Consider the following 25,539-nt stretch of genomic DNA (forward strand, 5'->3'; position numbering starts at 1 on the left):
CCTCCACTCAGTCGTCCTTGTCGAAGTCCATGTCGATGACCCGCTTCTTCCAGCGCACCACCTTCTCGAAGATGCCGTTGGAGATCGGGTCCTGGAAGTTCTCGAGCGTCTCCGAGGGCACGTAGTCGCTGCTCTCCACGGAGGCACCGTTCGACGAGGGGAAGTTCGCGCCGAGCACGTCGACGTCGACGTTCTGACCGTTCTCGCCGGGCGCCGGCATGCGGACCAGCCGGAGCCGCGCGCGCCAGCGCAGGTTCCAGAGCACGTTGTCCTTGTACGTGTCCCAGGTCAGGTTGCACCCGCTCCCGGCGCTGCCCTGGGCCCAGCAGCGGTCCTTGCCCATGCCGTCATCCGACTGGTCGTAATAGAACTCGGCCTGCGAGTAGCCCCACCCCTCGAACTCCGCGGCCTCCAGCGTCTCCTGCCGGCTCCCGGCGGCGATGAGCACGCCCTTGTCCGTCTTGTGGAGCATCGCCGTGTCGGCCTGGACCATCGAGTAGACTTGGAAGTAGTCGGCGCCGTTCACCGCCTGCGGGATCATCTGCTTGGCGCTCTTCAGCTCCGGCTCCGGGTCCTTGTCCATGGTCTCTTCAGGCTTGACGTCCTTGATGTCCTTCTCGTCCTTCTTCTTCTTCTTCTCCTCCTCGGTCAGGCCCTCTTCCTCGACGCACTTGTCGCGGTCGAACTCGTTGCCGCCGCCGTTGTTGCCGCCGCCGTTCTGGTTCTTCTTCTGCTCATCGGCCTTCTTCTGGCGGTCGTCGCAGATGTCCTTCTCGTTGAAGAGCTGCATGCTCTCGCCGGTGTAGTGCGTGTCGCCGCAGTACTCGGTCGGGAAGCTGGCGATGATCGCGTCGACGTTCTGCCCGGCCTCTTCGAGGATCGGCTGGTATGCCACCGGGATGAGCTGCTTGACCATCTCCGGCCCGATGACCCCGCCGCGCGAGCACGTCGTGGGGTACGGCTCGTCCATCACCGGCAGCCCGAGCCGCGGCATGGTCGGCATCATCGAGGGGCTCACCGCGAGGCCGCTGGTCATCGGCTTGTAGCCCGTGGCCACCGCGGTGCTCTCCGTCGACGCGACCCACGGCGTGAGCTCCGCAATCTCGCGCTGCGCCTTGCTCAGGCTGGCGAGGAGCTTGTCGCCCTCTTCGCCCTCGAGCTTCTCCAGGATCTGCACGAGGCGGTGGTAGCGGTCCCCCGCGTCCTTGGCGACGTCGCAGGTCCCGGGCGGCAGCTCGGGCGCCGTCGAGGTGCACATCCAGCTCGCCGCGTAATAGACGATGCCGATGATGTAGTTCAGCGTCTTCGCGACCACGATCAACGCCACCGAGGCGGCGATGATCAGGTTCAGCATCGCGATCATGTTCATGCCGCGCGCGTGGAACACCGCCGCCGTGTAGGCCACGGCGTCCGCGCCCGCGTCGACCCGCGCCCTGTAGACGGCCGCGTCGCCGATGCCGATGAGGTACCAGAGGCACCCCACCAGGAAGATCGACATGAACAGCGCCATCACGATCACCGCGCCGCGGCGATCGTGATGGAGATCCGAGAGAGAGCGGTGCGCGCAGGCAGGCTTCGGGTTCTGGGTCATGGCGCGGCGTCCTCGTGCTCAGTAAATGAAATCTGCACCCTGGTTGGGCATCGAGGCCTCGGCCTCGATGAGCCGCTCGCCGTCGGCGCCGCACGCCGCCAGCTTGCCGACGGGCACGTTGCAGCCGTAGGGGTAGCGGACGGTGGCCTTGATCAGGTCGTTGCGCCCGTAGTTCGGCTTGTCGAAGGTGACGGTCGCCGCCTCCGCGTTGCCCAGCGTCTTCAGCGGGATCTTGGCGAAATCCGCGGCCATCTGCTGCTTCTGCGGCGTGACGTTCCCCTGCGTCGCGCCGCCGTAGAAGGCGGGGTTGTCGTGCAGGATCACCGACGCCGTGCGCGCGGCCCGCAGCGCGGCGTGCCGCACGAGGATGCTCGCCGTCTGCACGAACGCGAACTGCACGAGCGCGAGGAACATCGTGAACAACGGGAAGAACACCCCGAGGAACTCGACGTACACCGCGCCTCGCTTGTCCTTGAGGAGCGACGGCGCGCCGTCTCGACCGTCGCCCTCGGGCATGGCGTCGCCGGCGTGCGGAGCGCGCGAAGGGCGTGTCTTCGCGGCGGTGGAGACCAGGCGCTCTGGGAGCGCGCGGAGCGAACGAGCCATCAGGAGTCCCTCCAGTTGGTGAGCGCGGCGCAGCACGTCCCGAGGAAGATTGCCGGACCGAAGCGCGTCATGGTCATCATCTCGGGAGACACCTCCCGGCGAAGGTGGCGGGGCAGGATCGGGTTCACCGCGAGCGCCACCGTGTTCTTCAGCGTGCGCATCAGCTTGCCCTCGTAGGCGAGCTTCCCGAGCCCGATCAGCAGCCCGGCGAAGATCGCGTAGTACTCCGCCTCGATCCCCACCATGGGCCGCATGATGGCCCCCACCGCGGCGAGCAGCTTCACGTCACCGCCGCCGAAGGCGCGCCCGTCGCTCATCCGGTAGAGCAGGATGGGCACCATGGCGCAGACGATCGCGCCGAGGATCGACGCGCCGAGCGCCTCGGCGCCCGCCTGGAACGAGCCGCCCCCGAGCACGCGTGCGCCGAAATGCGCGAGCGGCGCGACGCAGAGCGGCCCGAGGGTCACCCAGTTCGGGATCTCCCCCGTGCGCCAGTCATGGAAGGCGGCGATCGCCGTCACCACGATCGCGGACGCCAGGAAGTGGTGCTGCCCGAGCATCCTTACGCAACCCCTCGCCTGCGCGCGTCACCCTCCGGACCATCAAAGCGAATGCGGGCCGGCCTCGTGGGCCAGCCCGATCATCGAGCGCTGGCCTCGCAGACCAGCCGGCACGATTACGCCGCGCTGCGCGGGTGGGCTGGCTTGGAGACGAGAGACCTGCGCCTCCCGACCAGCCCCGCGCGACGCGGGCGACGCAGGCAAACGCGGGACGCGGAGGCTCGGTGTCACCGGGGCGCCGTGTCGCCGCGTCACCGCGCCGACACCTCGCCCTGCCGCCGCATCACGCCGCGTGGTTACTTGCCTTCGCCGTTGATGTTGCTCACCGAGTTGGCCTGCTCGTTGATCTTGTCGGTCACCTTGGTGCCGAAGAACTTGTAGCCGGCGAGCGCGATGAGGGCGACCACGCCGACGAGGACGATGTACTCGACGAGGTTCGCGCCACGGGTGTCCTTGAGGAAGTTCCGGTTCACCAGCGTCATCTTGTCCATGATCAATCTCCTCGATCTGCCAGGGAGGGCGGCTGTGGCGCCCCTTTTCATCACCATGCGCGCGAGCGCGCTCTCCTCACTACTCGTCACGACTGGTCACGGGGCCGCGACCATGCTCCGGGTCTGCTCATAGTTTCTGACCAGCCCGGGGCCCAGCGCGGCCAGCGCGACAGCCATCCCGATCCCGACGGTCCCGACGAGGACCAGGTACTCGGTGGAGACGGCCCCGCGCGTATCTCTGCGCAGGTCCCGGCTCGGCGCCACATTGGCCTTCTTCGTGGGAGCGATCATCGTACCTGCGAGCCAGGGTACGCCCCCGTGCGATGCTGCCGCAACGTGTACGGAGACCCGTCCGCAAAAACAGCGGCCAGGGATCGCAAAGATCAACCTGGGTGGCACAGCGCAGCACAGCGCGTCGTCAGCCGCGGATTTTTATCTCTTCCACGGTCCAACCTGCCGCGCTGCTTGCCCCACCCACAACCCCGGCCGGTCATGGCGCGTCATGCACCATGCGTCGCGCGTCGCGCGTCGCCCCTCATGCGTCGCGCCTCGGCCCGCGGGAGTGCGCGTGCGCCTCAGGGAATACGTGTGGGGCCCGCGGGCCGCGCCGGGCCGCGGTAGCGAGGCTGCGTCACCGCCGCGACGCGCTCGAACTTCTGGTCGAACGTGAACACGTCGTCGCGCTGGCCCACGGTGAAGCTCTGCGCCGGGTTCTGCGGCCGCAGGTCGCCCCCCTTGTCGCGCGTGTCGAGCGTCAGATCGAACTGCTCACCAGGCTGCAGCTTGAGCAGCACGTGCGCCGCGCCGCTCTCGTCGGTGCGCGCCACCTCGCGGCCCAGGTACGTCACCGGCAGGTTCGGCGCGCCGTCGGCCCGCACCGCGACCACCACGCTGCGCGTGCTCGGAGGGCACGACGCCGAGTACTCCGGGTTCTTCGACGAGTCGGCGAGGCGCCGCAGCATCACCTGCACGGGCCGCTCGGGCGAGGCGTAGCCCTGCGGGCACACCACCTTGATGTCGAACAGCTCTCCATCGCGCCCCCCGAGCCGCAGCTTGCCGACGCCGCTGGTGTCGGTCTGCGCGACCTTCTGCCCGTTGTAGAGGAGGTCGACACCTGCCAGCGGCCGGCCCGGATCGCTCTCCACCCGCACCGCGATCACCTGGGGCGGCGGCGGGGGTGGCTCCAGCGCCTTGCACCCGAGAGGTCCCAGCGCGAGCGCGACCATCATCAAGCGGAGCATGCCCTCACTATACCTCGCCCTCGCCCTCGCCCGCACCGGTTCTCCCGGCGCCCCGTGCCGCGGCGTTCTCTCGCCCCGCCATCTCCGCGATCATCCCTGCCGCGGGTCCCCCGGCCGGCACCCACCGCCGCAGCTCCTCCCGGCCTGCGTCTCCCTCGTCGGCGACCTGCCCGAGCGCTGCCCGCGCCCCCTCCTCGTCGCCCAGCGCCGCGAGCGCGTGCGCCCGCGTCACGCGGTAGCGCTGCCGCACCCACCCCGGCTCCCCCCGCTCCCCGTCCACCTTCCCCACGATGTCGAGCGCCGCTGCCGGTTCACCCGATCGCACCAGCACCGCCGCGCGCGCCGCCCGAAGCGCAGGGCGCGCAGCCTCGGGGGCGTCGCTCTCGCCGAGGCCGTCGAGCGCCTCCTGCGCGCCCGTCACGTCGCCCGCGCACAGCCGCCAGAACGACAGGTTGCACCGCATCAGCACCCGCATCGGCCCCGGCATCCAGCGCGCCGGCACCTCCCCGAGCGACGCCGCGGCCTCCGCGAACCGCCCCTCCAGCGAGAGCGCGTACCCCACCACCTGCGCCGCGTAAGCGTGCACGGCCCGCGGATCCCCCGCGTGCTCGGGCGCTCCCGTGCCCTCGGGATCCAGCGCCCGCGCCCTCAGGCCTGTCTCCGCGCGGATCTGCTGCGCGCGCGCGAGCGCCCCCGCGCGCTTCGCCGGGACGTCGCACGCTGTCTCCAGCCGTTCCAGCTCGAAGGCCAGCCGCTCCCGCCCCACGCCCCCCACGAACAGCAGGATCGTCGGCAGCCACGCGCCCCCGTACCCGAGCGCCCACGGATGCGCCCCGGCTCCCGCCGACACGCCCGCGAAGAAGCCCAGCACTGCGGCGCCGCCCGCGATGGCCAGGCGGTCACGCCGCCGCAGCTCGCGCAGGAGCGACAGCATGGTCACCAGCACCAGCGCTCCTCCGAGCAGCGCTGGCGCGAGACCCGCGGGCGGGAGCCGCTCCTCCAGGAGGAGCAGCGCCGAGGCCCCGCCAACGGCGAGGAGCACCGACACCAGGGTGGGACGCTGCCTCACCACCGCCACGCCTCCTTCCCGCGCGACATGGCGTCCCCGCGCGACATGGCGTCCCCGCGTGACATGGCGTCCATGCGGCGCGACGTGGCGCCCGTGGTGCTCGATTTTTCCACTTCCCAGCCGGCCGGGTTCCGCGGACCATGACCCCGCGTTCCCATCCGGGACCGCACGACCCTCACGCGGCAAGGAGCCAGTATGATCGACATGTCTCTCGGCAGCCTTTTAAACCTCTACCAGTTCTCGACGGGCAGGCGTCTCTTCGCGATGCAGCAGGTGCTCGCCCGCGCCCACCAGCGGAACCTCCCCCCGCTCGAAGCCCACATCGAGCTCTGTCTCGAGCACGACCACCAGACCCGCCAGCTCGACGCGCGCTGGTCGGGCAAGACCGGCAAGCCCATCCACCTCCCTGGAGAGGTCCTGGTGCAGGAGATCGACAGCCTCGTCGACCGCACCCTCACCGCCTTGCGCAACGTCGCCCAGGCGCAGGCCGACACGGCGGTCTCCGGCGACGGCATCGTCGAGCGGGTCGGCACCTTCATGCGTGAGATCTTCCCGGCGGGCGTCGCCGCGATCACCTCGCTCCCGTACGTCGACGAGCTCGCCGCCGTCGACCGTATCGTGGGGCGCCTCCAGGGCGACCTCCAGCCGCTCGTCACCGTCCTCCACCTGGAACGCCAGGCGGCGCGCCTCACCCAGCTCGCCGTCGACTACCGCGCCGCGCTGGAGGCCCCGAAGAGCACCACGACCTTCGGCGACGTGAGGAGCGCCCGCGCCCGTGGCCAGGAGCTGATGCTGGAGGTCGTGGCGATGATCCTCGGCCTCTACCCGAGGGCGAGCGGCACCGACCTCGACGCGCGCACCGACCTGCTCGGCCCGATTTTCCAGCAGAATGAGGCCATCCGCCTCTACCTGCGCGCGCGCCGCCGCGTCGAGGACGTCGACCCCGCGACAGGCGACGTCGATCCCGACGCGCCCCCCTCAGGCCCCGTCGAGAGCCTGGTCCGGGACGATGACGACAACGTCACGTCCACGTCCACGCCCGCGCCCACGCCTCGCTGAGCCCGCGGAGGCCCTCCGCCCCTCGGGGCGCCGATCGAGGTTCCACCTCCCGGCGACCTCCCCGAGGGGTCTCTTCACGAGGTTCGACCCCGCCCCCACCACCCCTGCAAGGGGGACCAGCCGGGGTTCGACCTCGACCCCGCCCCCCCCCGCGGGGTCTCGTCAACGAGGCTCGACCCCGGCGCGGACCCCCCCGAGGGGTGCTTCGTCGGGGTTCGACCCCCCACCGACCTCCCCAACCCCCCACCAACGCGACCTGAACCACGCGCCGACCCCTCCCGAGGGGTGCCTCTTCGGGGTTCGACCTCGGCACCGACCCTCTTCAGGGGTGGTTGAACGAGGTTCGACCCCGGCACCGACCCCCCGCGGGGGTGCCCTGGTCGGGGTTCGACCCTGGTGGTGGCCGCCCTCGGGGGTGGTTGAACGAGGTTCGACCCCGGCGCCGACCCCCCTCGGGGGTGCCTTGGGCGAGGTTCGACCCCGGCACCGACCCCCCTCGGGGGTGTTCGCGTGGCGCTCGCATGCCGCGCAGGTGCTGGCGGCCCTGGCACTACACGGCGCCGTGCCGGAAGGCGCGGATGGCCTGGTGGAACTGGTCGAGGCGCTTGTCGATGGCGTGGAACACGGTGCCTTCGGCGTAGGTGCCCTCGGAGCCATGCTCGCCGGCAGGGGTGCCGGTGATCAGGGCCACGCCGTCTTCCACGGTCGTCACCTCGTACAGGTGGAACTTGCCGGCCTCGATGGCGGCCACCACGTCTTGCCGCAGCATCACTGCGTCGCGGTTGGTCTTCGGGATCAGCGCGCCCTGGGTGCCGGTCAAGCCCTTGGCAGCGCACAGATCGAAGAAGGCCTCCACCTTGTCGTTGATGCCGCCCACGGGCTGGATGATCCCCTGCTGATCGATGCTCCCGGTCACGGCGAGGTCCTGCCGGATGGGGATGCCCGAGAGCGCGGAGAGGAGCGCGAACAGCTCGGCGAGGGAGGCGCTGTCACCTTCGATCGGCTCGTAGGTCTGCTCGAAGACCAGCGACGCGCCGAACGACAGCGGCCGCCGGTGGGCGAAGCGCAGCGCCAGGAAGCCCGTCAGCACCAGCACGCCCTTGCTGTGGATCGGGCCGCTCATCTCCACCTCGCGGGCGATGTTCACCGGGCCCTCGTTGCCCGGGTACACCACCGCGGTCACCCGGCAGGGGCGCCCGAAGCTCTGGGGGCCGTCGGAGAGCACGGAGATCGCGTTCACCTGGCCCACGCGCGTCCCCGTGGTGTCGATGCGGATCGTCCCGTCGGCGAGGAGCTTGTGCATCTGGTCGCGGAAGTGGCCGCCGCGGCGCAGCGCCGCGTCGAGCGCCTCCTGCACCATCGCCCCGTCAATGACCCCGAGCTGCCGCTGCTGCGCGCGGTGGGCGGCCTCCAGCGCCACCTCGGCGATGAGTCCGATCTGCGCGCTCACCCGGGTCTGGCTCTCGGCGAGCCTGCCGGCGTGGAAGAGCAGCGCGGCCACGGCGTCGGCGGTGAGGGGAGGCAGGCCCTTGTCGCGGGCGATGCCGGCGAGGAACGAGGGGTAGGTCTGCACGGCCTGCTCGATGGGGAGCGTCGACTCGAAGCGCGCCTCCACCTTGAAGAGCTGGGAGAACTCGGGGTCGACCTCGTGCAGCTCGTGGTAGAGCATGGGGCTCGTCACCAGCACCACCTTGAGATCGAGCGGGATCTGGGGGAGGAGCAGCTCCTCGGCGGTGCCGCGGAAGTAAGACGGGTTGTGCTCCGGCACGATGAACTTGCCGGCGAGCAGGCAGGCCTTGAGCTGCTCGTAGAGCGCCTCGTTCTTGAGAAGCGCCCCCGCCGGCAGGAGCAAGAAGCCGCCATTCGCCTGGTGGAGCGCGCCGGCGACGGCGAAGCCAGGCTCCGGCGGGAAGCCCTCGTCGGGGGGTACGTGGGTGCGGCCGAAGAGCGCGGTGAGGGTGGGGTAGGGGACCTCGATGACGGGCGCGCCGCTGCCCGGCTTGTGCTCGGTGAGCTGGGTCGGCACCACGATGCCGCGGGCGAGGGTGGCCGCCTCGTCATTCCTGCTCTCCTCGACGAGGAGGCGTAGCTCCTTCGAGACCACGGTCTCCACGTCGCCGAGGAAGGCGGCGATGTCGGCGCGGCCCTGGAAGCGCGCGCGCACCGGCTGGAAGCAGCCCTTCACGCCCTCGACGATGAGCTGCTTGATCACCGTGCGCAGCTCGATCTCGGCCTCGTCCTGCACCGAGGCGAGGCGCGCCTCGAAGTCCTCGACGAGGACGGCGACCTCGTGGAGCGGCTCGACGGCGGCCTCGTCGCTGCGGAGCACGGCGGCGGCGTCGTCGCTCGTGAAGGTGTCGATGAGGAGGCGGTCGGAGTGCGACGCAGGCTCGGTGAGCGAGGGGTGGCCCTGGAGCGCGGCGTGCGCAGTCGGGTCGGCAGGCGCGGCGGAGACCGCGTGATCCTGGCGCGCGGCGTGCTCGGCATGGGCAGCGAGTGCAGCGGCGGGGAGCCGGTCGAGAGGGAGCCGGTCGGTGGGGACCGCGGCCTCCGGGTCGTAGAGGTCCGACGAGGGCGGGGATTCGCCGGGCGGATACGCGGGGACGGCGGGCGCAAGGTCGGCGAGGGCATGTGCTGCCCGGGGGGCGCCAGCGTCGGCAGCGTTGTCGACGTCGGCAGCGTCGCTGACGTCGTCGTCATCGTCATCGTCATCGTCATCGTCGTCGTCGTCGTCATCGTCGTCGCTGGCACTGTCGGCGTGACGCGGTCCCGCGGAGATCTCGGCAGGCATGGCCGGAGTGCCGGGGGCGTGGGCACCGGAGGTGTGGGCGCTGGACACGGCGGGCGCGGTGGGCGCGGCAAGCGCACCGGGAGCACCGGGAGCACCGGGAGCACCGGGCGTGGCGGGCGCACCAGGTGTCGTGGGCGCACCGGCTGTGGCGGGCGTGGCGGGCGCGGCGGGCGAGGTGGGCGAGGTGGGCGAGGTGGGCGAGGTGGGCGTCCCAGGCGCGTCGAGGTTCGCAGAGAGGACGGCGTTCAGGTTGGTGGAGACCGCGGTGTCGAGGTTCGTGGCGGCGCGCTGCTTGGGGTGCTCGGCCTCGCCTTCGAGCGGCGAGAGCTGCACCTCGTCGCCGGTGCGCACGAGGTCGAAGCCGAGGGCGCGGGCCGAGACCTTGAGCTGCTCCTCGAGCTTGCGCTCCTCGGCGCGTACCCGGCGCTGGATCTTGGCGCGCGCCTGCTTGAAGCGCTCGCCCTCGGTCGCGCCGCGCAGGGCGTCGACGAGCTTCGCGTGCAGCTCCTCCATGGCCTCGACGAACGGGCGCCCCTCGCCAGGGGGGAGCGAGAGGACCGTGGGCTCGCTCGGGCGGTGGGGGTTCGGCAGGAGCAGGAGGTCGTCGGGCGTGGGGCGCGAGAGGGCGATGCGCCTGGCGACGTCGCGCGCGCAGAAGGTGCGGCCCGTGCCGGGCGCGCCGACGACGACGACGTGGAAGCGCGGCTGGCGGATGTCGAGCCCGAAGGCGAGCGCGGTGAGGGCGCGCTCCTGCGAGGGCATCCCCGCGGGCAAAGGGGTGACGTCCTGGGTGGTGGTGAACTCGAACGCGTCAGGGTCCAGGATCTTGCGGCACTCGCTGGCAAGCAGCTCGCGGGCGGACATAGGGAGGGCACCATAGCGCCTTCCACGTCGAACGCGCAGCCCCGGAGCAGGGTGGTGAATCGAGGGGCGGGTCGGTCGACGGCGAGGCCGGGGGATGGGGCGCGACACCGCGCGGGGGACGGGCGAGAAACGCTGAGGATCGGCGAGGATCGGCGAGGACCGCAGTCAGCTCTTCAAGGCACGGGGCTGTCGCCGAGCACACGCTGGAGCGTGGCAAGCAGGTCGTCGAGGTTGCAAGGCTTGGGGAGGACGGCAGCCGCGCGTGCGGCTGCGTCACCGGGTTCGCGCACCCCGGAGAGGAGCACGACGGGGACGCTGAGGCCCGTCGCCTCCAGGGCGTCGAGGACCTCGCTGCCGTTCATCTCCGGCATGACCATGTCGAGTAGCAGCACGGACGGGCGCGCTCCGCTGCGCATGCGGGCGAGTGCTTCCAGGGGATCCGTGAAGGCCTCGATGGTGAAGCCCTCGAAGGTGAGCACGTCCACGAGCGAGTCCACGACCGCGATGTCGTCGTCGATGACGTACACCAAGGGGCCGGCTTCGAGCGGGGTGGCCAGTTCGTCCGTCACTGTCCGCAGGGTACAGGAACTGCCGAGCCGTGCACGTGGGCACGTCGTCCCGCCCGGCGGCCATCCCCGGCGTGCATGCCTCTTCACGCGGTCTTGGCCGTCCAGCCGCTGGTCGTCAGGACACCCGATCCCCGGCCGCTGCATGTGACCGGACGTGACCGGACGTGACCGCGCGTGACCGGACGTGACCGGGCGTGACCGGCGCCTGCATCCTGGCTGCCATTGAAGTTGCTGCCCCGGATGTCCGGCGCGCATTGCACGGAGCGCCCCGCCGTTGTCCTTCATGCCCGCCGTCCAGAGGCTGTCCAGAGAGCGAGGAAACCTTGTAAGAAGATGGCACTCCACGGGCGCGCAGGTTTCTCTTGCGGGTCCCCGCCGGCCTGATACCCCTGTAGGGTCTCTCCCGCGATGGCCGCAGTCGCTTGACTTGACCGCTGTCCGGGTATCGAATTGTGGCCGGAAGGCTTTTCCGCCCTCCTCCTTGGTATCTATGCCGGACACCTCCACGAGTAAGATCAACGTCTACCTCATCGACGATCACCCTGTCGTTCGTGAGGGTTTCGCCCGAGCGCTCGCAGACGAGCCCGACATGTCCGTGGTTGGTCAATCCGGTACCGCCGCCGACGCGCTGAGAGAGACGGCGCAGTGCCGCCCGGACGTGGTGCTCGTGGACCTGAACATCCCCGATCGGGACGGCATCGAGCTGCTCGGCGCCCTCCGCGCGCAGCTCCCGCAAGCGAAGCTCCTCGTGCTGAGCGGCTACGACGACGAGTTCCGGGTGGCCGAGGCGCTGCGCGCAGGCGCGCAGGGTTACCTCGTGAAGACGTCGAAGCTCGAAGAGGTGATCGAAGGCATCCGGCGCATCGCCACGGGCGGCGCACCCCTGTCCCCCCGCATCGCCGGCGCCGTGGTGCGCGCCATGCGCAAGCCAGCCAGCGAAGGCACCGGCGGCCTCGACGCACTGACTCCCCGCGAGCGTCAGGTGCTGCGCCTCCTCGCCGCCGGCGTGTCCACCCGCGAGACCGCCGCGCGGCTGACCATCAGCCCGAAGACGGTCGAGACGCACCGCGTCCGCATCTACGCGAAGCTCGGCTGCAAGAGCGCCGTCGAGCTGACCCGCATCGCCGTCCGCACCGGCCTCATCGAAGCTTAGTACTGGTACTGCGTACCCTGGAACAGGGCCTGTCAGCCCCTGCACTCCCGGTACTGCGTACCCTGGAACAGGGGCCTGTCGGCCCCTACGCTCCCGTTGGTCGCTACCCCCGTTGCCACCGCAGAGCGCCGCGCCGAGGGATCGGTGACGCGCGTTGAGCGTTCGCAGAGCGCCGCGCCGAGGGATCGATGACACGCGTCCGGTGAAGCCCGGAGGCCGTCAGCCGGGTTGCCTGGCCTTCGCGGCCTGGAGCAGCTCGTCGATGCGGACGCCGTCGATGGTGAGGCCTTCGAGCTTGCAGCCGGAGATGCGAAGGCCGCGGAGGTCCGCGTCTTCGAGCTGAGCATCGCGGAGGTTCACGTCGGACCAGCGGCTGCCCGAGGCGTCGGCATTCTTGACGGTGGCGCCGGCGAGGCTGACGTCATCGAGGGTGGCGTGGGCGAGGTCGACGTTATGGAGCGTGGCCTTGGCGAAGCTGGCGTCGTCGAGGGTGGCGCCGGCGAAGCTCGCGTTCTTGAGGGTGGCCCCCGCGAAGGTGACGTCGTCGAGGTGGGCGGCGGCGAAGCCGACATTGTGGAGGCGCGCGCGTTCGAGTCCAACGTCGTCGAAGGTGGCGTCCGCGAGGGTGACGTCGTGGAAGCGGGCCCGTTCGAGGTCGACATCCTCGAACTCGGCAGCCGTGAGCTTCGCGTCCACGAAGCGCTCGGACTTGCCCTTGTCTGCCTTCGGCCGATCGTCGTGCTTCTTCGCCATGGGGCCATGCTACTACCCCGCCACAGCGGGCCGCCCGGGAGGTTTCATGTCGACCACGAAGTCCACGTCGTCCCCGTCATCCGAGTCCTCGCCGGTGCTCCACCACGCGGTCGTCACCGCCGCCGGGGCGACGCCGGAGCGGTGGATGCTCGTTCTGCACGGGATCCTGGGCTCGGGGCCGAACTGGCGTACGTTCGCGCGGCGGGTGGTGGACGCGCGGCCAGGGTGGGGTCTGGTCCTGGTGGATCTGCGCGCCCACGGGTTGTCGCAGGACCTGGCGCCGCCGCACACGGTGGAGGCAGCCGCCGCCGATCTGGGTGGTGTCGCCGCTGCGCTGGGCCACGGGGTGCACGGGGTGATGGGGCACTCGTTCGGGGGGAAGGTGGCACTCGCATACCTGGGTCGGCGCGCGCGCGGCGAGGAGCCGGGAGGGCCCGTGGCCAGGGCCTTCGTGCTCGATTCGGACCCCGGAGCACGCTTCGGTGAGCGGCGCGATCCGAGTTCGCGGGAGGTGCTGGAGGTGCTGAAGGGCCTGCCGCAGCCGTTCGCGTCGCGGGAGGCGTTCCTGGAGCAGGTGCGGGGTCGGGGGCTGAGCCGCGCCGTCGCCGACTGGCTGGCGATGAACGTGCGCCGGGGAGACGATGGGCTGCGGCTGCGGCTGGACCTCGGCGCAATCGAGGCGCTGCTGGAGGACTACTTCGCGCAAGATCAGTGGGACGCGCTGGAAGATCCGCGCGGCGCGGAGGAAGTGCGGGTGGTGCTCGGGGGCAAGTCGACGTCGGTGCCGGAAGACACGCGCGCGCGGCTCGTGGCGCTGGCGGCGACCTCCCCGCGGGTGAGCGTGCGGGTGCTGCCCGAAGCCGGCCACTGGGTGCACGTGGACGACCCCGAAGGCCTCCTCTCCGCCGTGACCGAGGTTCTTTGAGGCAGGGGCCTGTCGGCCCCCACGCTCCCGCTGGTCACCGGGGGGCGGGTCGGGTATCGGCTCGGGACCATGCGCATCGCGACCTGGAACGTGAACTCGGTGCGGACGCGGCTCGAACAGCTCACGGGCTGGCTGGCCCGGGCGACGCCCGATGTGGTCTGCCTGCAGGAGATCAAGTGCGAGGACGCGCAGTACCCTGAAGAGGCGCTGTCCGAGGCCGGCTACCGGTCGGCAGTCTTCGGGCAGAAGACGTACAACGGGGTAGCGATCCTGGCGCGCTTCGGTCTGGCCATCGAGGACGTGAAGCGCAACTTCGACACCGACGTGGCCGACGCGCAGCGGCGGATGATCGCGGCGACGGTGGAGGGGGTGCGGATCATCAACGTGTACGTGCCCAACGGGCAAGCGGTGGGTCTGCCCGCCTTCGCCTACAAGCTGGAGTGGCTGGACCGGCTGCGGCAGGAGGTGGCAGCGCACCAGAAGCCCACGGAGGACGTGCTGATCTGCGGGGACTTCAACGTGGCCCCCGAGCCGATCGACGTGCACGATCCGAAGCGCTGGGAGGGCAAGGTGCTGTTCCACCCGGACGAGCGCGCGGCGCTCAAGCGGCTCATGGACTGGGGCCTCGTGGATGCATTCCGGGAGAAGCACCCGGAGCAGAAGCAGTTCAGCTGGTGGGACTACCGGATGGGGGCGTACCGCAAGAACCAGGGGCTGCGCATCGATCTGGCGCTGCTCTCGCAATCGCTCGTGGCGCGCTGCACAGAGGTGTCGATCGATACGCGCCCGCGGGAGCTGGACCGGCCTTCGGACCACGCGCCCGTGGTGGTGGCGCTGGGGCCGAGGCCCTGAGCGGGGAAGCGCAGAGGAGAGGCGGGAGGAGCGGCGAGGCGCGGCGAGGCGCGGCGAGGCGCGGCGAGGAGCAGCGAGGAGCGGCGAGGAGTGCGGGATGGGAAGAGTCGCCTATGAGGGCTTCACGGTCGTGCTGCCACCCGGCTGGGGCGAGGTGCTGGAGGACGCGACGTTCGCCGACACGGCGGAGCTGCCTCCAGTGACCTTCGGGGCCGAGGACGGGGCGGGGACGTTCTCGGTGATGGTGCCGCTCCTGCCAGCCGACGATGTGCCGCCGGGAGAGCCCGAGGCGCTGGAAGCGGTGGCGCGCGACTGGGGCGCGCGGCGGGGGATCGCGTCTCCGCTGGCCGTGAGCTCGGGTCCGCACCCGCAGGGCGCGATGGCGTCGGCGTCGTTCCGGGTAGGCGACGAGCTGGTGGTGGTGTGGTTCGTGTCCGACGGGGAGCTTCTGGTGTGCGCGAGCTACGTGTGCGCGTGGGAGGACCGCGAGGCGGAGCAGTCGGCGCGCGACGCAGCCGCGGCGTCCCTGCGGCTCGAACCCTGACCCGAGGGCGGCGTCACTCGTAGATGTCGGCGGGAGCGGCGGCAGGCGCGGCGCCATCGCCCCTGGGGCTGCTGCGCTGGAAAGACTCCTCGGTGCACGCGCCGCGCATCGCCTCCGGACAGGCGATGCGAAGATGAAAATGGTTGTCGTGGGAGCCGTCCCGCGGGCTGATCATGGCCGCAGCGGCGCGATCGAGGAGGTCCTGCGGGACCTTCTTGCGGGCCGCGTAGGCGAGGAGGCGCGCGCGGAGGGCCGAGGAGACGATGAGGTAGCGGACGCTGGCGCTGCGGTCTTCGAGGAGGGAAGCGACGAGGGTCCAGTTGCGCGCGTCGTCGAAGCGCACCCAGCTCGGGGTGCCCCGCGCCGCGCCGGCGCTGTCGAAGGCGACGAAGCGCTTGAGCTGGACGGGCTTGCCCTTGGAGTTCATGCCGTAGAAGCCGATGTCGGCGTCGCGGCCCGTCTGGTGGGAGCGGTGGCCATCGAGCTCGCCACCCCCCTGGCTGGAGAGGTCGCCGACGAGGAGGACGGAGCGGCCGTGCTTCTTGTTGACCTGCGTGGCAGCGCGCTGGAGGGCATGCACGAGCTGGGGAACGCCCCAGGCGCGGGCGCCAGGTCTGACCTCGAGATGCCGGGTGGAGCGAAGCCGGGTGCCACCAGAGAGGGTGCCGCGGTTGGGCGCGCCGAGAGAGAAGCAGCCCTTGAGCTTCGTGTCGGCAGTCCTGGCGCCCGCCGCTCTGGCGCTCGCCGCCTTCGCGTCCGCGACCTTCGCGCCAGAAGCCTTGGCGCTCTTCGCGCTGGCAGTCTTCGTGTTCGAGGTCTTCGCGCTGGAGGTCTTCGCGCTGGCAGTCTTCGTGTTCGAGGTCTTCGCGCTGGAGGTCTTCGCGCTGGCGGTCTTTTCAGGAGCGGCGTGCGAGGGCGCCGGGATGCCGAGGAGGGCGCTCAGCGTGAGCGGGAAGAGGACGCGAAGGAGGAGGCGAGACGGAGGCGTGTGAGGAGAGCGGTGCATCGATCCAGGGGCGCGGCTCGGGGCTGGCGGTGAAGGACGAGGCGTGTCTGTGGGCGCGAGCGATGGTGCGAAGGCAGTCGTGAGGCCGCAGGCATCGGCGACCAGGGTCACCCCGCCCAGCGAGTCGTCAGACGGCGCGGCTCAGTGAGAAGTAGGCGCCTTGATCGATGCCCTTCTTGTAGGCCTTGCCCACGATGACGCCGCGCGCGACGCGGCGCATGTAGTCCTTCATGTCGGCATAGACGGCGCGCGAGAAGCCGGCCGTGTTCGGTTTGTAGGCGGGCCACCCGGCAGGCTCGCCCGGGGGAGGCTCGGTGTAGTCGAAGTAGAGCTCCTCGGGCGCGGGTGCCGTGCCGCTCGGCGGCTTGACCACGAAGTACCCAGGTCCGGTGACGAAGGACATGGTCTGGTGGTTGTAGCCGACGATGCTGCTGCCCATGCGGGTGAAGCGCTTCTGGAAGCGGGAGAAGAGGGGGAGCGAGTTGCGGCCCTCGTAGATGATGACGCCCGTCTCGGCAGGCGGCGCGAGTTCGTCGAGGGAGCTGAGCGGCGAGCCCTCCATGGCCTCGTAGAGGCGGCCCACCCACTTGCCCGTGACGGCGAGGGCAGCCTCGACACGCTCCTCGGGCGAGAGGGCGTCGAGGGTGCGGGTGATCTCGGCGGCGGATGCCCGGTCGGCCAGGAGCTGTCGGAGGGAGGTGGAACCGGCGGTGGCTGTGCTGGCGGTGACGGACATGCGCGGGAGCATACCCCAATTGCGAGCAGGTCGTCTTGACAGGTCGGGTGCAGGCAGGTAGAAGCGTCCCGCCAGTTCCCCTGGGGGACCGGCAGGAGCGCCCGTAGCTCAGCTGGATAGAGCGTCGGACTTCGAATCCGAAAGTCGCCTGTTCGAATCAGGCCGGGCGTGCCGGATCCGACGAGTGCGATGCAATACCAGCCAGGTCTCCGGTAGCTTCCTTTGACAACAAAGCTGGGTCATTAGCTCAATTGGTAGAGCAGTGGACTCTTAATCCATTGGCTGAAGGTTCGAGTCCTTCATGACCCACCAGCATTGATCGACGCACCCAGCCGCCAGCGATGGCGGTGGGGCCGATGTGAAGGCAGGAAGCCCGGCAACCTCAGGTTCGTCGGGCTTTCGGCGTTCTGGGGCGCGCGGGTAGGCGGGGCAGGGCGGGGCGGAGATGGGCGCGGGGCGGGGCGGGCGCGAGACCGGGACCGGGACGCGCAGCAGCTTCGACGGTCAGCGCTTCAGCCGTCCTGTTCGAGCTGAACGATCTCCGCGTGCACTCGGCCAGCCATCACCCGCAAACGCCCGACGGTGAGCGGGAGCTTGAAGCGCCGCGGTCCCGCACTGCCCGGGTTGAAGAAGAGGACGCCGTCACGATCGTCGATGCGCGGGCGGTGCGTGTGTCCGGCGATGACCACCGTGAAGCGCTCCGCGACGGGGTCGCACGCGAGCTGGTTCAGGTCGTGGAGCAGGTGGATGCGCGCGCCGCCGAGGGCGAGGTGCTCGGTGTCGGGGAGCCGCTCGGCCCACGCGCCGCGGTCGTTGTTGCCGCGCACGGCCACGACGGGTGCCACGGCGCGGAGGGCGTCGAGGACGTCGGGTGAGCCGATGTCACCCGCATGGAGGATGCGCTCCACGCCCGCGAGCGCGGTGAGCGCCTGAGGGCGCACGAGTCCGTGGGTGTCGGAGATGACGCCGAGGAGATGCTCACGGGTGCGGGGACGAGCCACCCGAGGAAGGTGGCGCGGCTGGTGGTGAAGAGCCAGCAGGCGTGGGCGCGGGGCCGGTGCGAGGCCGGTGCGAGGCCGGTTAAGGAGGGCGTGCTAGGCTGCGCGTCACTACGCGGTGGTGCGCTGGGCTTCACCGTGCACCCGCGGTGCTGCATGGGCCGTGTTCTGATCACGACGGCAACCGGTGAGCCTTACCAGCCGGTGCGGATGTTCTTCGTCATCGAGAGCCGTCCCTGGGTGGTGCAGGTGCTGGCGCAGCTCCGGTGCATGCGCGAGGTGCGGAAGCGCGAGGCGTGGGTGTGGGTCTACGCCGACGAGGCGGCAGCGGTGCCCCTGTCGAAGCGCGTTGGAGACCTGCCCGTCGAGGTGCAGCCGGTGGTGCTGGGGACGATGCGGTTCCCGGAGGACGGCGTGATGATGCTGGAGGTGCGGTCGCTGGAGCGCGCCATCGCGGCAGCGCGCTTCTTCGGGCCCATCCTGGTGGGGCGGGCGAGGCTCGCGCGGGTGCGGGTGGTGAACCGGTGGTTCGCCGAGGAGGAGATGAAGAAGGAGGAGGGGATCGAGGGGCTCGACCGGTGGCTGGACGGAGAGGTGGTGGGGCGCGCGCCACAGGGAGATGAGGCCGGGCTGCCGGTGGAGGACGTGGGGGAGCTGGAGGAGATTGAGGTGGGGGTGGAAGAAGCAGAGGCGGGAGGAAGGGGAGGGGACTTCCCGGAGCTGGCCACGGCACTGAGGCTGCGCGGGCTGCGGGCGTTCGAGTGGTGGCGGGGGAAGGGGGTGACCCTGCGGGAGATCATGCTCCGCATTGCGGCGGAGGGGGCGTACTGGAAGGAGGGAAGTGGCAGGGCTTGATGCGCAGCTCAGCGTATGAAGAGTTCACGGGCCCGGTAGGACGACCATCGCAGTGGTCATTCCTGCACCGTTATCATTCCAGGATGTTGCGGCGGCTGAACTCGTGGCATACCCACACAGTCCGATGACATAATCTCCGACCGACAAGCCTGAAATCTTCACATTCAGCGCTTGCACAGATTTCGTCCCACTCGCTACACGAATTCCACCGATAGTACTTTGAGGAGCGGTCGTGATCTGTCCTCCATTCGGTTGGTAGCAGATGCTCAGGATCAGACCAGTGCCGCCTCCTGAAGCAAAACTGCCGAAAGCTTTGCTCGCAAAGGCGATGATCTCCTGATTGCTGTTCGTTATTGAAACAGGGACTGTATTGGTGAGGAACGCAAGCGCCGTGGACGGGTTGGCTCCTGCCCCGAGGATAGTCTCAGATCCTACGATCCCTGAGGGGCCTCGTGGACCGGTAGCCCCTGGTGATCCGGTTGCGCCTTGCGGGCCCGTCTCACCTCGTGGGCCCTGCGCCCCCTGAGCGCCTGGAGATCCCGAAGCACCCTGGGGGCCAGCGGGACCCAATTCGCCAGGGGGTCCAGGTGGGCCTGGGTCTCCTTGCAGCCCAGCCTTGCTGCCTATCCATTCACCATTCTGATTGATGACCGGGGTGCCGCCGACGGTCACTGTCGTCGGGTTGATGTCACCCCTCACATCATTGCAGACGAGCGCGTAAGGGACGCTGTTGAGCTTCGCTCTTGGCGAGAGCACCTCGTCTCCAATCGTGATCTGTAGATAAAGACCAGTTTCTGCGCTGTCGCGGAATAGCTCGTCGGGGAAATGGGAGTCAGCCCCGGAGCCCAGGGCTACCGCGTAATGGCCATCGTCAAAGATCACCGACTGCTTCTCGGACCAGACGGGTTGCTCCTCTGCGCCAGGAACGTCCGTCGGCTTTTCCGGCAGCCTGAAGAGTTCGAACGTCATGGGCAACGTCTCGGGCTTCTCAGCGCCGATCGGGTTGCCCTCCGCGTTGTACAGCCGGCCTTGATGGCCGATGGCATTCGGCACCCGAGGTGCGGCAGACGCGACCCAGGCGACAGCCAGGGCACTTCCCATCAGCACCAGTGCTGCAACACGAGGCAGGTTTGCTCTTCTCATTGCCGTCCCTCGTTCGCTCCGATCACCCCGCCATGCAGGCGGAAGCTGGTGGATGACATCCGGTCCTGGTTCTGGGTCGACTGACCGACCGTGAAGACCAGGCGGTAACTTGTGCTGGTGGCGACACCACCCGCAGAGACCACGTCGGTCCCCGGAGGGCCGAAGCTCTGGGGAGGCTCGGCCCTGGTGCTGCTCTTCGAGGTGGTATCGCCGCTGCACCCCATCCAGCCGATGCATCCCCCCGTGGCGAGGAACGCGAAGGCGCGTGCAGCACGTCGCAGCCGCTGGCTCAAGGCACCCTCCAAAGTCAACAAGTGAGCCTTCAGGCTACAGAGCGCTCGGGGGCGCCTCAACCTGAAACTGTCGTGCACCGGCCGTGCTGGTGCGCTTCTCGTCGGGGTGCGCGTGATGGGTGACTCATGGCAGGCCTGAAAGCAGCTCCGCGACCTTGGCAGGACGGATTTTGGGGTATGCTCCCGGCCGGAGCCGCTGATGTCGTTCGCCCTTGCCGATGGAACTGTCTTCGCCGGACGCTACCAGATCGTCCGGTGCATCGCCTCGGGCGCGATGGGTGCGGTGTACGAGGCGACGCACCTCGAGACCGGGCGGCGTTGCGCAATCAAGGCGATGCTGCACCACATCGTGCAGAGCGCCGAGCTGCGGGAGCGGTTCAAGCTCGAGACTCGGGTTGCGGCGCAGATCGAGAGCGAGTTCATCGTCGATGTCTTCGACGCGGGCGTGGATGAGCGGACAGGGCTGCCGTTCCTCGTCATGGAACTCCTGCGCGGGGAGGAACTCGGCCAGCGGCTCGCGCGCTCCCGGCGGTTCACGCCGGCAGAGACCGTGACGTACCTCCATCAGACCGCGCTTGCCCTGGATCGCACGCACCACGCCGGGATCGTGCACCGGGATCTCAAGCCAGCGAACCTCTTCTTGACGCAGCGGGATGACGGTTCTCCGCGGATCAAGGTGCTCGACTTCGGCGTGGCGAAGGTGGTCGCCGACGGTGCGGCGCAGGCAGCGATGACCCGCAACCTGGGAACCCCGTTCTACATGTCACCTGAGCAGTTCATGGGTGAGGCGCGGATCGGGCCAGCATCGGACACATACGCGCTGGGAATGATGGCGTTCACCTTCCTCACGGGTGAGCCGTACTGGGCCCCTGAACTGCGCAGGGACTCGAACATGTTTGCCTTCGTGAACATCGCCGTGATGGGACCGAAGGAAGCGGCGAGTGTGCGCGCGCAGCGCCTTGGTGTCGCGCTGCCTGCGGGGTTCGATGCGTGGTTCACGAAGACGTGCTCGCCAAACCCTGCAGAGCGATTCCCCAAGGCAACGGCGGCCACGCTGGCGCTCGCGCACGTGTGTGGGGTGCCGGCGCTCGGTATGGGAGCCGTTGCCGTTGCGGTGTTGCCGAGCCAGCCTCCGCCAGCGCTCACAAATTCCGCGGCGGTGCTCGATGCTCCGTTCAGCCCGCGCCGAGGGCCCAAGATCGCCGTGGTCACCCTGTCGCTCGGACTCCTCGGGATCCTGGGAGCAATCGGCTACACCCTGACCTCGAGGGGGCCGCTGCCAGCATCGCCGCCGGATCAGGCAGGTCAGGGCGCTGCTACCGAGCCCGCAGAGACGCTCAGGGTGCCGCCAGAGCTACCTGCCAGTGCGGCGGTGCCAGCACCCAGCGCGTCCGCAGAGCCAGAGGCCACCGGGGATACGATCGACCTGGATGCCCCGGACCCGTCGTCGTCGGCCAGCGCCAAGATCAAGGGATCGAAGGTGGGACCACGGCCGGTTCAGACCGCGGTGCCGTCGAACCCCTCAGCGACCAGCAAGCCGTCCGGTTCCTCGCTCTACGGTCAAGACTGAACGGACCTGCCGGGACCGAGCTTGGTGGTTTCCAGCGAGGCGCAGGGGCGGTAGCCTGCGTCTACTCATGGTGGCTTCTCGTTTTCTGGCTGCAGCGTGTGTCGTCGGGGTGCTGTCGATTGCATCCTCGGCCGCGGCTGAGGATGTCGCTGCCGCGAAGGCGCTCTTCACGGAGGGGCTCGAGCACATGGAGGCCGGCCTCTACGAAAAAGGCTGTCCGGCACTGCGTGAGAGCTATCGGCTCGATCCTCGCATAGGGACGCTGTTCACCCTGGCAGAATGCGAGGCGAAGTGGGGTCGCATCGCAACCGCAGTTGCCCATTACAGCAACTATATCAACCAGGTCGCATCCATGCCTGCTGGCCAGCGTCTCAAGCAGCAGGAACGGGAGAAGGTGGCGGAGAAGCAGAAGAATGAGCTCTCCCCACAGGTGCCGGAGCTCACGCTGAATCTCCCTCCGGGGGCGCCCGCGGGGACGGTGGTGAAGCGCAACGGCGTCATCATGGCGGCGCCTACGCTAGGCGTCGCCCTTCCTGTAGATCCAGGTGAACACTCCATCGAGACGCGGGCTCCCAGGGGGAAAGTCACGACGAAGACCATCTCGATCGAGCGTGGCAAGAAGGTCACGCTGGTTCTCGAGGTCGCGCCGCCCGATCCGAGGGTCGTGGGCCCCGAAGGTGGTCCTGCAGGAGCGGCTGGGGGCCCAGGAACAGGTCCCGGGAATGCCGGGCCTGTCTCTCCCGGTACAGATGGAAGCGGTCGGCGCATCGCAAGCTTCATTCTGGGCGGTGTTGGCGTGGCTGGACTGGCCGCCGGCGGGATCATGGGTGGCCTCACCATGGCCAAAAAGACGGCGCTTGAGGATGGCTACGATGAGGGGAACGGCTGCAAGTTCGCCGAGGACAGGTGCGTTGGCACTTACAGCTCAGATCTGACGCAGGCGAAGACTTTCGGCTGGATCAGCACGGTAGGCTTCGGGGTCGGTGTCGCGAGCCTCGGGGTAGCAACCTTCCTGTTTCTCACGGACTCCTCCGGAGACGCTGCTCCGAGTGAATCGGCATCGAAGAGCCGTCCGCGACAAAGCATGAGGATCAGTCCGGGCGTACTCGAAGCGGCACCAGAGAAGGTTGTTTTCGGGGTTCAAGGAGTCTGGTGATGCGAGCGGCAAGAGTTGGACTTTCCGTTCTGTTGGCGTTTTTCACTGCCGCAGGGTGCACGTACATTCTCGACCTTGAGGGGACGAAGAAGGGGGAACACGGGGCGGGTGCTGGTGGGTCTGGGAGCACCAGCAGCGGCGGTGGCACGGGTGGCTCTGGAGCACACGGTGGCGGTGGTGCAGGAGCAGGCTGCGCCGTGCCGTGTGAGCCTGAGCCCGTCGCTGAAGGACAGACAGCTCCGGAAAGCCTCATTCTCGATGGAGTGAATGCATACTGGATAGCTGGCGAGGGTGCTGCTCGTGGCGTGCGGCGCCTGCAACTCGGCAGCGCCTCGCCAGAACCCATGATCGAAGGGGAGCCTAATCTTGTTCAGATAGTACAGTGTGACGACAGAGTGTGCGGAACAAGCAAGGTTGGCACGACCACGGCGTTGAGGCGGTCCAATAATGACGGCAACGCCATGGAGGCGCTCTTGGCGCCTCCTGGCTGCGATGCGACTCGGATTGCTAGCGACACGCAAAACCTTTACTGGATCGACGCCGCGAATAGGCGGTTCTCCAGACTGCTACTGAATGAGACGCCCTTCGAGGAGATAGTCATTGAAGACTTCTTCACGGAGGGTAATAGTTTGCGTGATGTAGTGGTCAGAAGTAATGGTGTTTATCTGGCCGTTGATAATGAAGTACGGCTCTATCCTCTTGCTGGTGGCATGCCGACTACGGTTTACCCTACTACAGGCACGACTCCCTCAAGGATCGCTGTTGATGGCAATGACATTTGCTGGATCGACACAACAGACGGGAATGTAAAATGTCATGGGAGCCCATTGTCTATCAGCACAACGACAGGACTTGCGGCGATCGCAATTGACAGCAGCCGCGTATTCTGGGCGGAAGCTAACGAGATCCACCGCATGAATGTCGCTGGAACAGGCCGACTCACGATAGCCAGAGGCCAGCAAACCCCGTCTTCGATCGCTGTGAGTTCCGGCTGGGTTTACTGGACCAATAACAGGCAGGGCGGTGGGGAGATCATGCGCGTTAAAGCAGACTGTGGCTGCGAGTGACGAGCCCGCGCTTGTCAACCTTCCCCGCGCTCGTCCTCGGTAGAGCCTCCACTAGCACCACCGACCGCGGCACCTTGTACTTCGCCAGCCGCTCCCGCGCGAAAGCCAGCAACTCCTCCACGTCCAGCTCGCCCCGCGCCACCACCACTGCGCGTCCCACCTCCCCCCAGCGCTCATCCGGCACCCCAATCAGCGCCACCTCGACCACCTTCGGGTGCGTCGCCAGCACGTTCTCCACCTCCGCGGGGTAGATGTTCTCTCCTCCGGAGATGATCACCTCCTTGGCGCGCCCCACGATCCGCACGCACCCCTCCGCGTCGCGCTCCGCCAGGTCCCCCGTATGCAGCCATCCCTCCCGGATCGCTCCCGCGGTCGCCTCCGCGTCCTCCCAGTACCCCGCGCAGACGTGCGGTCCGCGCACCAGCAACTCCCCCACCTCGCCTGCACCACACTCCCGTCCGTCAGCGCCAGCGATCCGGATGTCGACGTGCATCAGCGGATAGCCAACCGCGCCTGGCTTCTTCTGCACCTCCTCGTCGGGTAGCCAGAAGGTGTTTGGCCCCGCCTCGGTCAGCCCATACCCGGTCTTGAACGACGCAATACCGCACTGCCAGAACCGCTCGAACAGAGGAAGCGGACAGGGCGCACCCCCGCTGATGACCAGCTTGAGCCGATCGAGGTGCGCGGTGGACCAGCGTGCATGCTCCGCGAGAGCGAGGAACATGGTGGGCACGCCGAAGAACAGCGAGACGGGGTGCTGCTCGATGAGGTCGTAGACCTGGTCGGCGTTGAACTCGCGGCAGACGATGGAAGCGCCGCCGATATGCACGAGGGGGGCGGTGAAGACGTTGAGACCGCCGGTGTGGAAGAGCGGAGCGTTGAGGATGGCGAGGTCGTCGGGGGTGAGGCTCCAGCTCGCGGTGGTGTTGATGGCGTTCCAGGTGATGTTGCCGTGGGTGAGCACGGCGGCCTTGGGGAGGCCGGTGGAGCCGCCGGTGGTGCAGAGGACCCAGGGGTCGTCGGGGCCGAGGTCCACGGGGGAGAGGGCGTGGTCGGGGCAGGTGTCACGCGCCGCGAAGGGGAGGTCGGCGGGGGTGGCGCGGTGGGCTTCGGAGAGAGGGAGCCAGCGGCGGATGGAGGCGGTCTCGGGGCGGTCGCGCAGGGCATCGAGGGTGCTGAGGAAGTCGGGGCCGTAGACGAGGAGGGCTGGACGCGAGCGGCCGAGGAGAGATGCGAGCTCGTGGGGGGTGAGGCGCCAGTTGAGGGGCTGGAGGATGGCGCCGAGCTTGCCGCAGGCGAACCAGAGGTCGAGTTGCTCGACGCAGTTCTTGGCGAGCACGGCGACGCGATCGCCGCGGCGGATGCCCTCGCGCTGGAGGAGGTGGGCGGTGCGGTTCGTCTGGAGGTTCCAGTCGCGGTAGGTGATCGCGGTCTCACCACGGAGGGTGTCGATGAGCGCCAGGCGCCCTGGCGAGAGCTGGGCGCGGCGGCCGAGCCAGTCTCCGAACAGCATGGGCGAAGGATACGGGCTTACGATTCCTTGGAGGACAAGGGCTTCAGGGAGCGAGATGAGCGGCTGGGGGGTGCTGCAGGCTTGACATGGCATCCGCCAAGACGGATTCCGGAGGGGATGGCGAAGGACAAGGA

Annotated in this window: 25 protein-coding genes and 2 tRNA genes; 11 read left to right on the forward strand and 16 right to left on the reverse strand. The window is 68.9% G+C overall.

What is annotated here, in order from left to right:
• Nucleotides 1-7 precede the first annotated feature (7 nt).
• From CAP_RS11025 to CAP_RS44250, 7 genes are all read right to left on the reverse strand, one after another.
• Nucleotides 8-1,591: a TadE/TadG family type IV pilus assembly protein gene (locus CAP_RS11025; protein ID WP_044239563.1), complete on the reverse strand. Its 1,584-nt coding sequence runs from the start codon at nucleotides 1,589-1,591 to the stop codon at nucleotides 8-10.
• Nucleotides 1,592-1,609: 18 nt separating this feature from the next.
• Nucleotides 1,610-2,197 carry a TadE/TadG family type IV pilus assembly protein gene (locus CAP_RS11030; protein ID WP_044239565.1) on the reverse strand — a complete coding sequence of 196 codons (588 nt, stop codon included), beginning with the start codon at nucleotides 2,195-2,197 and terminating at the stop codon, nucleotides 1,610-1,612.
• Nucleotides 2,197-2,757, reverse strand: coding sequence for a prepilin peptidase (locus tag CAP_RS11035; protein WP_044239568.1), 561 nt, complete (start codon nucleotides 2,755-2,757; stop codon nucleotides 2,197-2,199). Before CAP_RS11035 ends, CAP_RS11030 begins: the two co-directional genes overlap by 1 nt.
• Before the next feature lie 296 nt (nucleotides 2,758-3,053).
• Nucleotides 3,054-3,248, reverse strand: coding sequence for a Flp family type IVb pilin (locus tag CAP_RS11040; RefSeq protein WP_044239571.1), 195 nt, complete (start codon nucleotides 3,246-3,248; stop codon nucleotides 3,054-3,056).
• Between the two features lie 96 nt (nucleotides 3,249-3,344).
• On the reverse strand, nucleotides 3,345-3,539 hold the full coding sequence (locus CAP_RS11045) for a hypothetical protein (protein ID WP_044239574.1): 195 nt from the start codon (nucleotides 3,537-3,539) through the stop codon (nucleotides 3,345-3,347).
• A 284-nt stretch (nucleotides 3,540-3,823) separates the two neighbouring features.
• Nucleotides 3,824-4,489, reverse strand: a complete 666-nt coding sequence (locus CAP_RS11050) for a hypothetical protein (RefSeq protein ID WP_044239576.1) — start codon at nucleotides 4,487-4,489, stop codon at nucleotides 3,824-3,826.
• 7 nt (nucleotides 4,490-4,496) lie between these two features.
• Nucleotides 4,497-5,558 (reverse strand): hypothetical protein, encoded by a 1,062-nt coding sequence (locus tag CAP_RS44250; protein WP_197041124.1) that lies wholly within the window; start codon nucleotides 5,556-5,558, stop codon nucleotides 4,497-4,499.
• Between the two features lie 195 nt (nucleotides 5,559-5,753).
• Between CAP_RS44250 and CAP_RS11060 the strand changes: the two genes are divergently transcribed.
• A complete protein-coding gene (locus CAP_RS11060; protein WP_044239579.1) occupies nucleotides 5,754-6,617 on the forward strand; it encodes a hypothetical protein in 864 nt (287 codons plus the stop codon).
• A 550-nt stretch (nucleotides 6,618-7,167) separates the two neighbouring features.
• Here the strand turns inward: CAP_RS11060 and CAP_RS47835 are convergent.
• Both CAP_RS47835 and CAP_RS52170 read right to left on the reverse strand, forming a co-directional pair.
• Nucleotides 7,168-10,272: an AAA family ATPase gene (locus CAP_RS47835; protein ID WP_081864764.1), complete on the reverse strand. Its 3,105-nt coding sequence runs from the start codon at nucleotides 10,270-10,272 to the stop codon at nucleotides 7,168-7,170.
• 173 nt (nucleotides 10,273-10,445) lie between these two features.
• Nucleotides 10,446-10,841 carry a response regulator gene (locus CAP_RS52170; RefSeq protein ID WP_052374776.1) on the reverse strand — a complete coding sequence of 132 codons (396 nt, stop codon included), beginning with the start codon at nucleotides 10,839-10,841 and terminating at the stop codon, nucleotides 10,446-10,448.
• Between the two features lie 490 nt (nucleotides 10,842-11,331).
• On the opposite strand from CAP_RS52170, the gene CAP_RS11075 reads away from it, so the two are divergent.
• Nucleotides 11,332-11,994 (forward strand): response regulator, encoded by a 663-nt coding sequence (locus CAP_RS11075; RefSeq protein WP_231511309.1) that lies wholly within the window; start codon nucleotides 11,332-11,334, stop codon nucleotides 11,992-11,994.
• Between the two features lie 219 nt (nucleotides 11,995-12,213).
• Here CAP_RS11075 and CAP_RS11080 read toward each other — a convergent pair whose 3' ends face one another.
• The gene (locus tag CAP_RS11080; RefSeq protein WP_052374779.1) at nucleotides 12,214-12,747 is read right to left on the reverse strand and encodes a pentapeptide repeat-containing protein; all 534 of its coding nucleotides are present in this window, start codon (nucleotides 12,745-12,747) and stop codon (nucleotides 12,214-12,216) included.
• A 46-nt stretch (nucleotides 12,748-12,793) separates the two neighbouring features.
• On the opposite strand from CAP_RS11080, the gene CAP_RS11085 reads away from it, so the two are divergent.
• From CAP_RS11085 to CAP_RS11095, 3 genes are all read left to right on the forward strand, one after another.
• Complete coding sequence (locus tag CAP_RS11085) at nucleotides 12,794-13,672, forward strand: alpha/beta fold hydrolase (protein ID WP_044239582.1); 879 nt, start codon at nucleotides 12,794-12,796, stop codon at nucleotides 13,670-13,672.
• 69 nt (nucleotides 13,673-13,741) lie between these two features.
• A complete protein-coding gene (locus CAP_RS11090) occupies nucleotides 13,742-14,524 on the forward strand; it encodes an exodeoxyribonuclease III (protein WP_044239585.1) in 783 nt (260 codons plus the stop codon).
• A gap of 97 nt (nucleotides 14,525-14,621) precedes the next feature.
• A complete protein-coding gene (locus CAP_RS11095) occupies nucleotides 14,622-15,068 on the forward strand; it encodes a hypothetical protein (protein ID WP_044239588.1) in 447 nt (148 codons plus the stop codon).
• Between the two features lie 13 nt (nucleotides 15,069-15,081).
• Here the strand turns inward: CAP_RS11095 and CAP_RS11100 are convergent, their stop codons facing one another.
• Nucleotides 15,082-16,074 carry a penicillin-insensitive murein endopeptidase gene (locus tag CAP_RS11100; RefSeq protein WP_052374782.1) on the reverse strand — a complete coding sequence of 331 codons (993 nt, stop codon included), beginning with the start codon at nucleotides 16,072-16,074 and terminating at the stop codon, nucleotides 15,082-15,084.
• A gap of 127 nt (nucleotides 16,075-16,201) precedes the next feature.
• Nucleotides 16,202-16,810, reverse strand: a complete 609-nt coding sequence (locus CAP_RS44255; protein WP_156040684.1) for a hypothetical protein — start codon at nucleotides 16,808-16,810, stop codon at nucleotides 16,202-16,204.
• Nucleotides 16,811-16,907: 97 nt separating this feature from the next.
• Here CAP_RS44255 and CAP_RS11110 point away from each other — a divergent pair.
• Nucleotides 16,908-16,981, forward strand: a tRNA-Arg gene (locus CAP_RS11110).
• A gap of 65 nt (nucleotides 16,982-17,046) precedes the next feature.
• Nucleotides 17,047-17,122, forward strand: a tRNA-Lys gene (locus CAP_RS11115).
• A gap of 200 nt (nucleotides 17,123-17,322) precedes the next feature.
• On the opposite strand, the gene CAP_RS11120 is transcribed toward CAP_RS11115, so the two are convergent.
• Nucleotides 17,323-17,811: a metallophosphoesterase family protein gene (locus CAP_RS11120; RefSeq protein WP_044239590.1), complete on the reverse strand. Its 489-nt coding sequence runs from the start codon at nucleotides 17,809-17,811 to the stop codon at nucleotides 17,323-17,325.
• Between the two features lie 153 nt (nucleotides 17,812-17,964).
• On the opposite strand from CAP_RS11120, the gene CAP_RS44260 reads away from it, so the two are divergent.
• Nucleotides 17,965-18,663, forward strand: coding sequence for a hypothetical protein (locus CAP_RS44260; RefSeq protein ID WP_052374788.1), 699 nt, complete (start codon nucleotides 17,965-17,967; stop codon nucleotides 18,661-18,663).
• Nucleotides 18,664-18,687: 24 nt separating this feature from the next.
• On the opposite strand, the gene CAP_RS47845 is transcribed toward CAP_RS44260, so the two are convergent.
• Together CAP_RS47845 and CAP_RS47850 are read right to left on the reverse strand one after the other, a co-directional pair.
• Nucleotides 18,688-19,806, reverse strand: coding sequence for a collagen-like triple helix repeat-containing protein (locus tag CAP_RS47845; RefSeq protein WP_081864766.1), 1,119 nt, complete (start codon nucleotides 19,804-19,806; stop codon nucleotides 18,688-18,690).
• Nucleotides 19,803-20,099, reverse strand: coding sequence for a hypothetical protein (locus tag CAP_RS47850; RefSeq protein WP_156040685.1), 297 nt, complete (start codon nucleotides 20,097-20,099; stop codon nucleotides 19,803-19,805). Before CAP_RS47850 ends, CAP_RS47845 begins: the two co-directional genes overlap by 4 nt.
• 199 nt (nucleotides 20,100-20,298) lie before the next feature.
• On the opposite strand from CAP_RS47850, the gene CAP_RS11135 reads away from it, so the two are divergent.
• The 3 genes from CAP_RS11135 (at nucleotide 20,299) to CAP_RS50215 (ending at nucleotide 23,892) form a co-directional block, all read left to right on the forward strand.
• Complete coding sequence (locus CAP_RS11135; protein WP_052374790.1) at nucleotides 20,299-21,669, forward strand: serine/threonine protein kinase; 1,371 nt, start codon at nucleotides 20,299-20,301, stop codon at nucleotides 21,667-21,669.
• 67 nt (nucleotides 21,670-21,736) lie between these two features.
• Nucleotides 21,737-22,825, forward strand: coding sequence for a hypothetical protein (locus tag CAP_RS11140; protein WP_044239598.1), 1,089 nt, complete (start codon nucleotides 21,737-21,739; stop codon nucleotides 22,823-22,825).
• 344 nt (nucleotides 22,826-23,169) lie between these two features.
• Nucleotides 23,170-23,892, forward strand: a complete 723-nt coding sequence (locus CAP_RS50215) for a TolB-like translocation protein (RefSeq protein WP_197041125.1) — start codon at nucleotides 23,170-23,172, stop codon at nucleotides 23,890-23,892.
• On the opposite strand, the gene CAP_RS11145 is transcribed toward CAP_RS50215, so the two are convergent.
• Nucleotides 23,867-25,405 carry an acyl-CoA synthetase gene (locus tag CAP_RS11145; protein ID WP_044239600.1) on the reverse strand — a complete coding sequence of 513 codons (1,539 nt, stop codon included), beginning with the start codon at nucleotides 25,403-25,405 and terminating at the stop codon, nucleotides 23,867-23,869. The two genes, CAP_RS50215 and CAP_RS11145, sit on opposite strands and share 26 nt — an antisense overlap.
• Nucleotides 25,406-25,539 lie beyond the last annotated feature (134 nt).

Origin of the sequence: Chondromyces apiculatus DSM 436, from assembly GCF_000601485.1 — a bacterium.
Classification (GTDB): domain Bacteria; phylum Myxococcota_A; class Polyangia; order Polyangiales; family Polyangiaceae; genus Chondromyces; species Chondromyces apiculatus.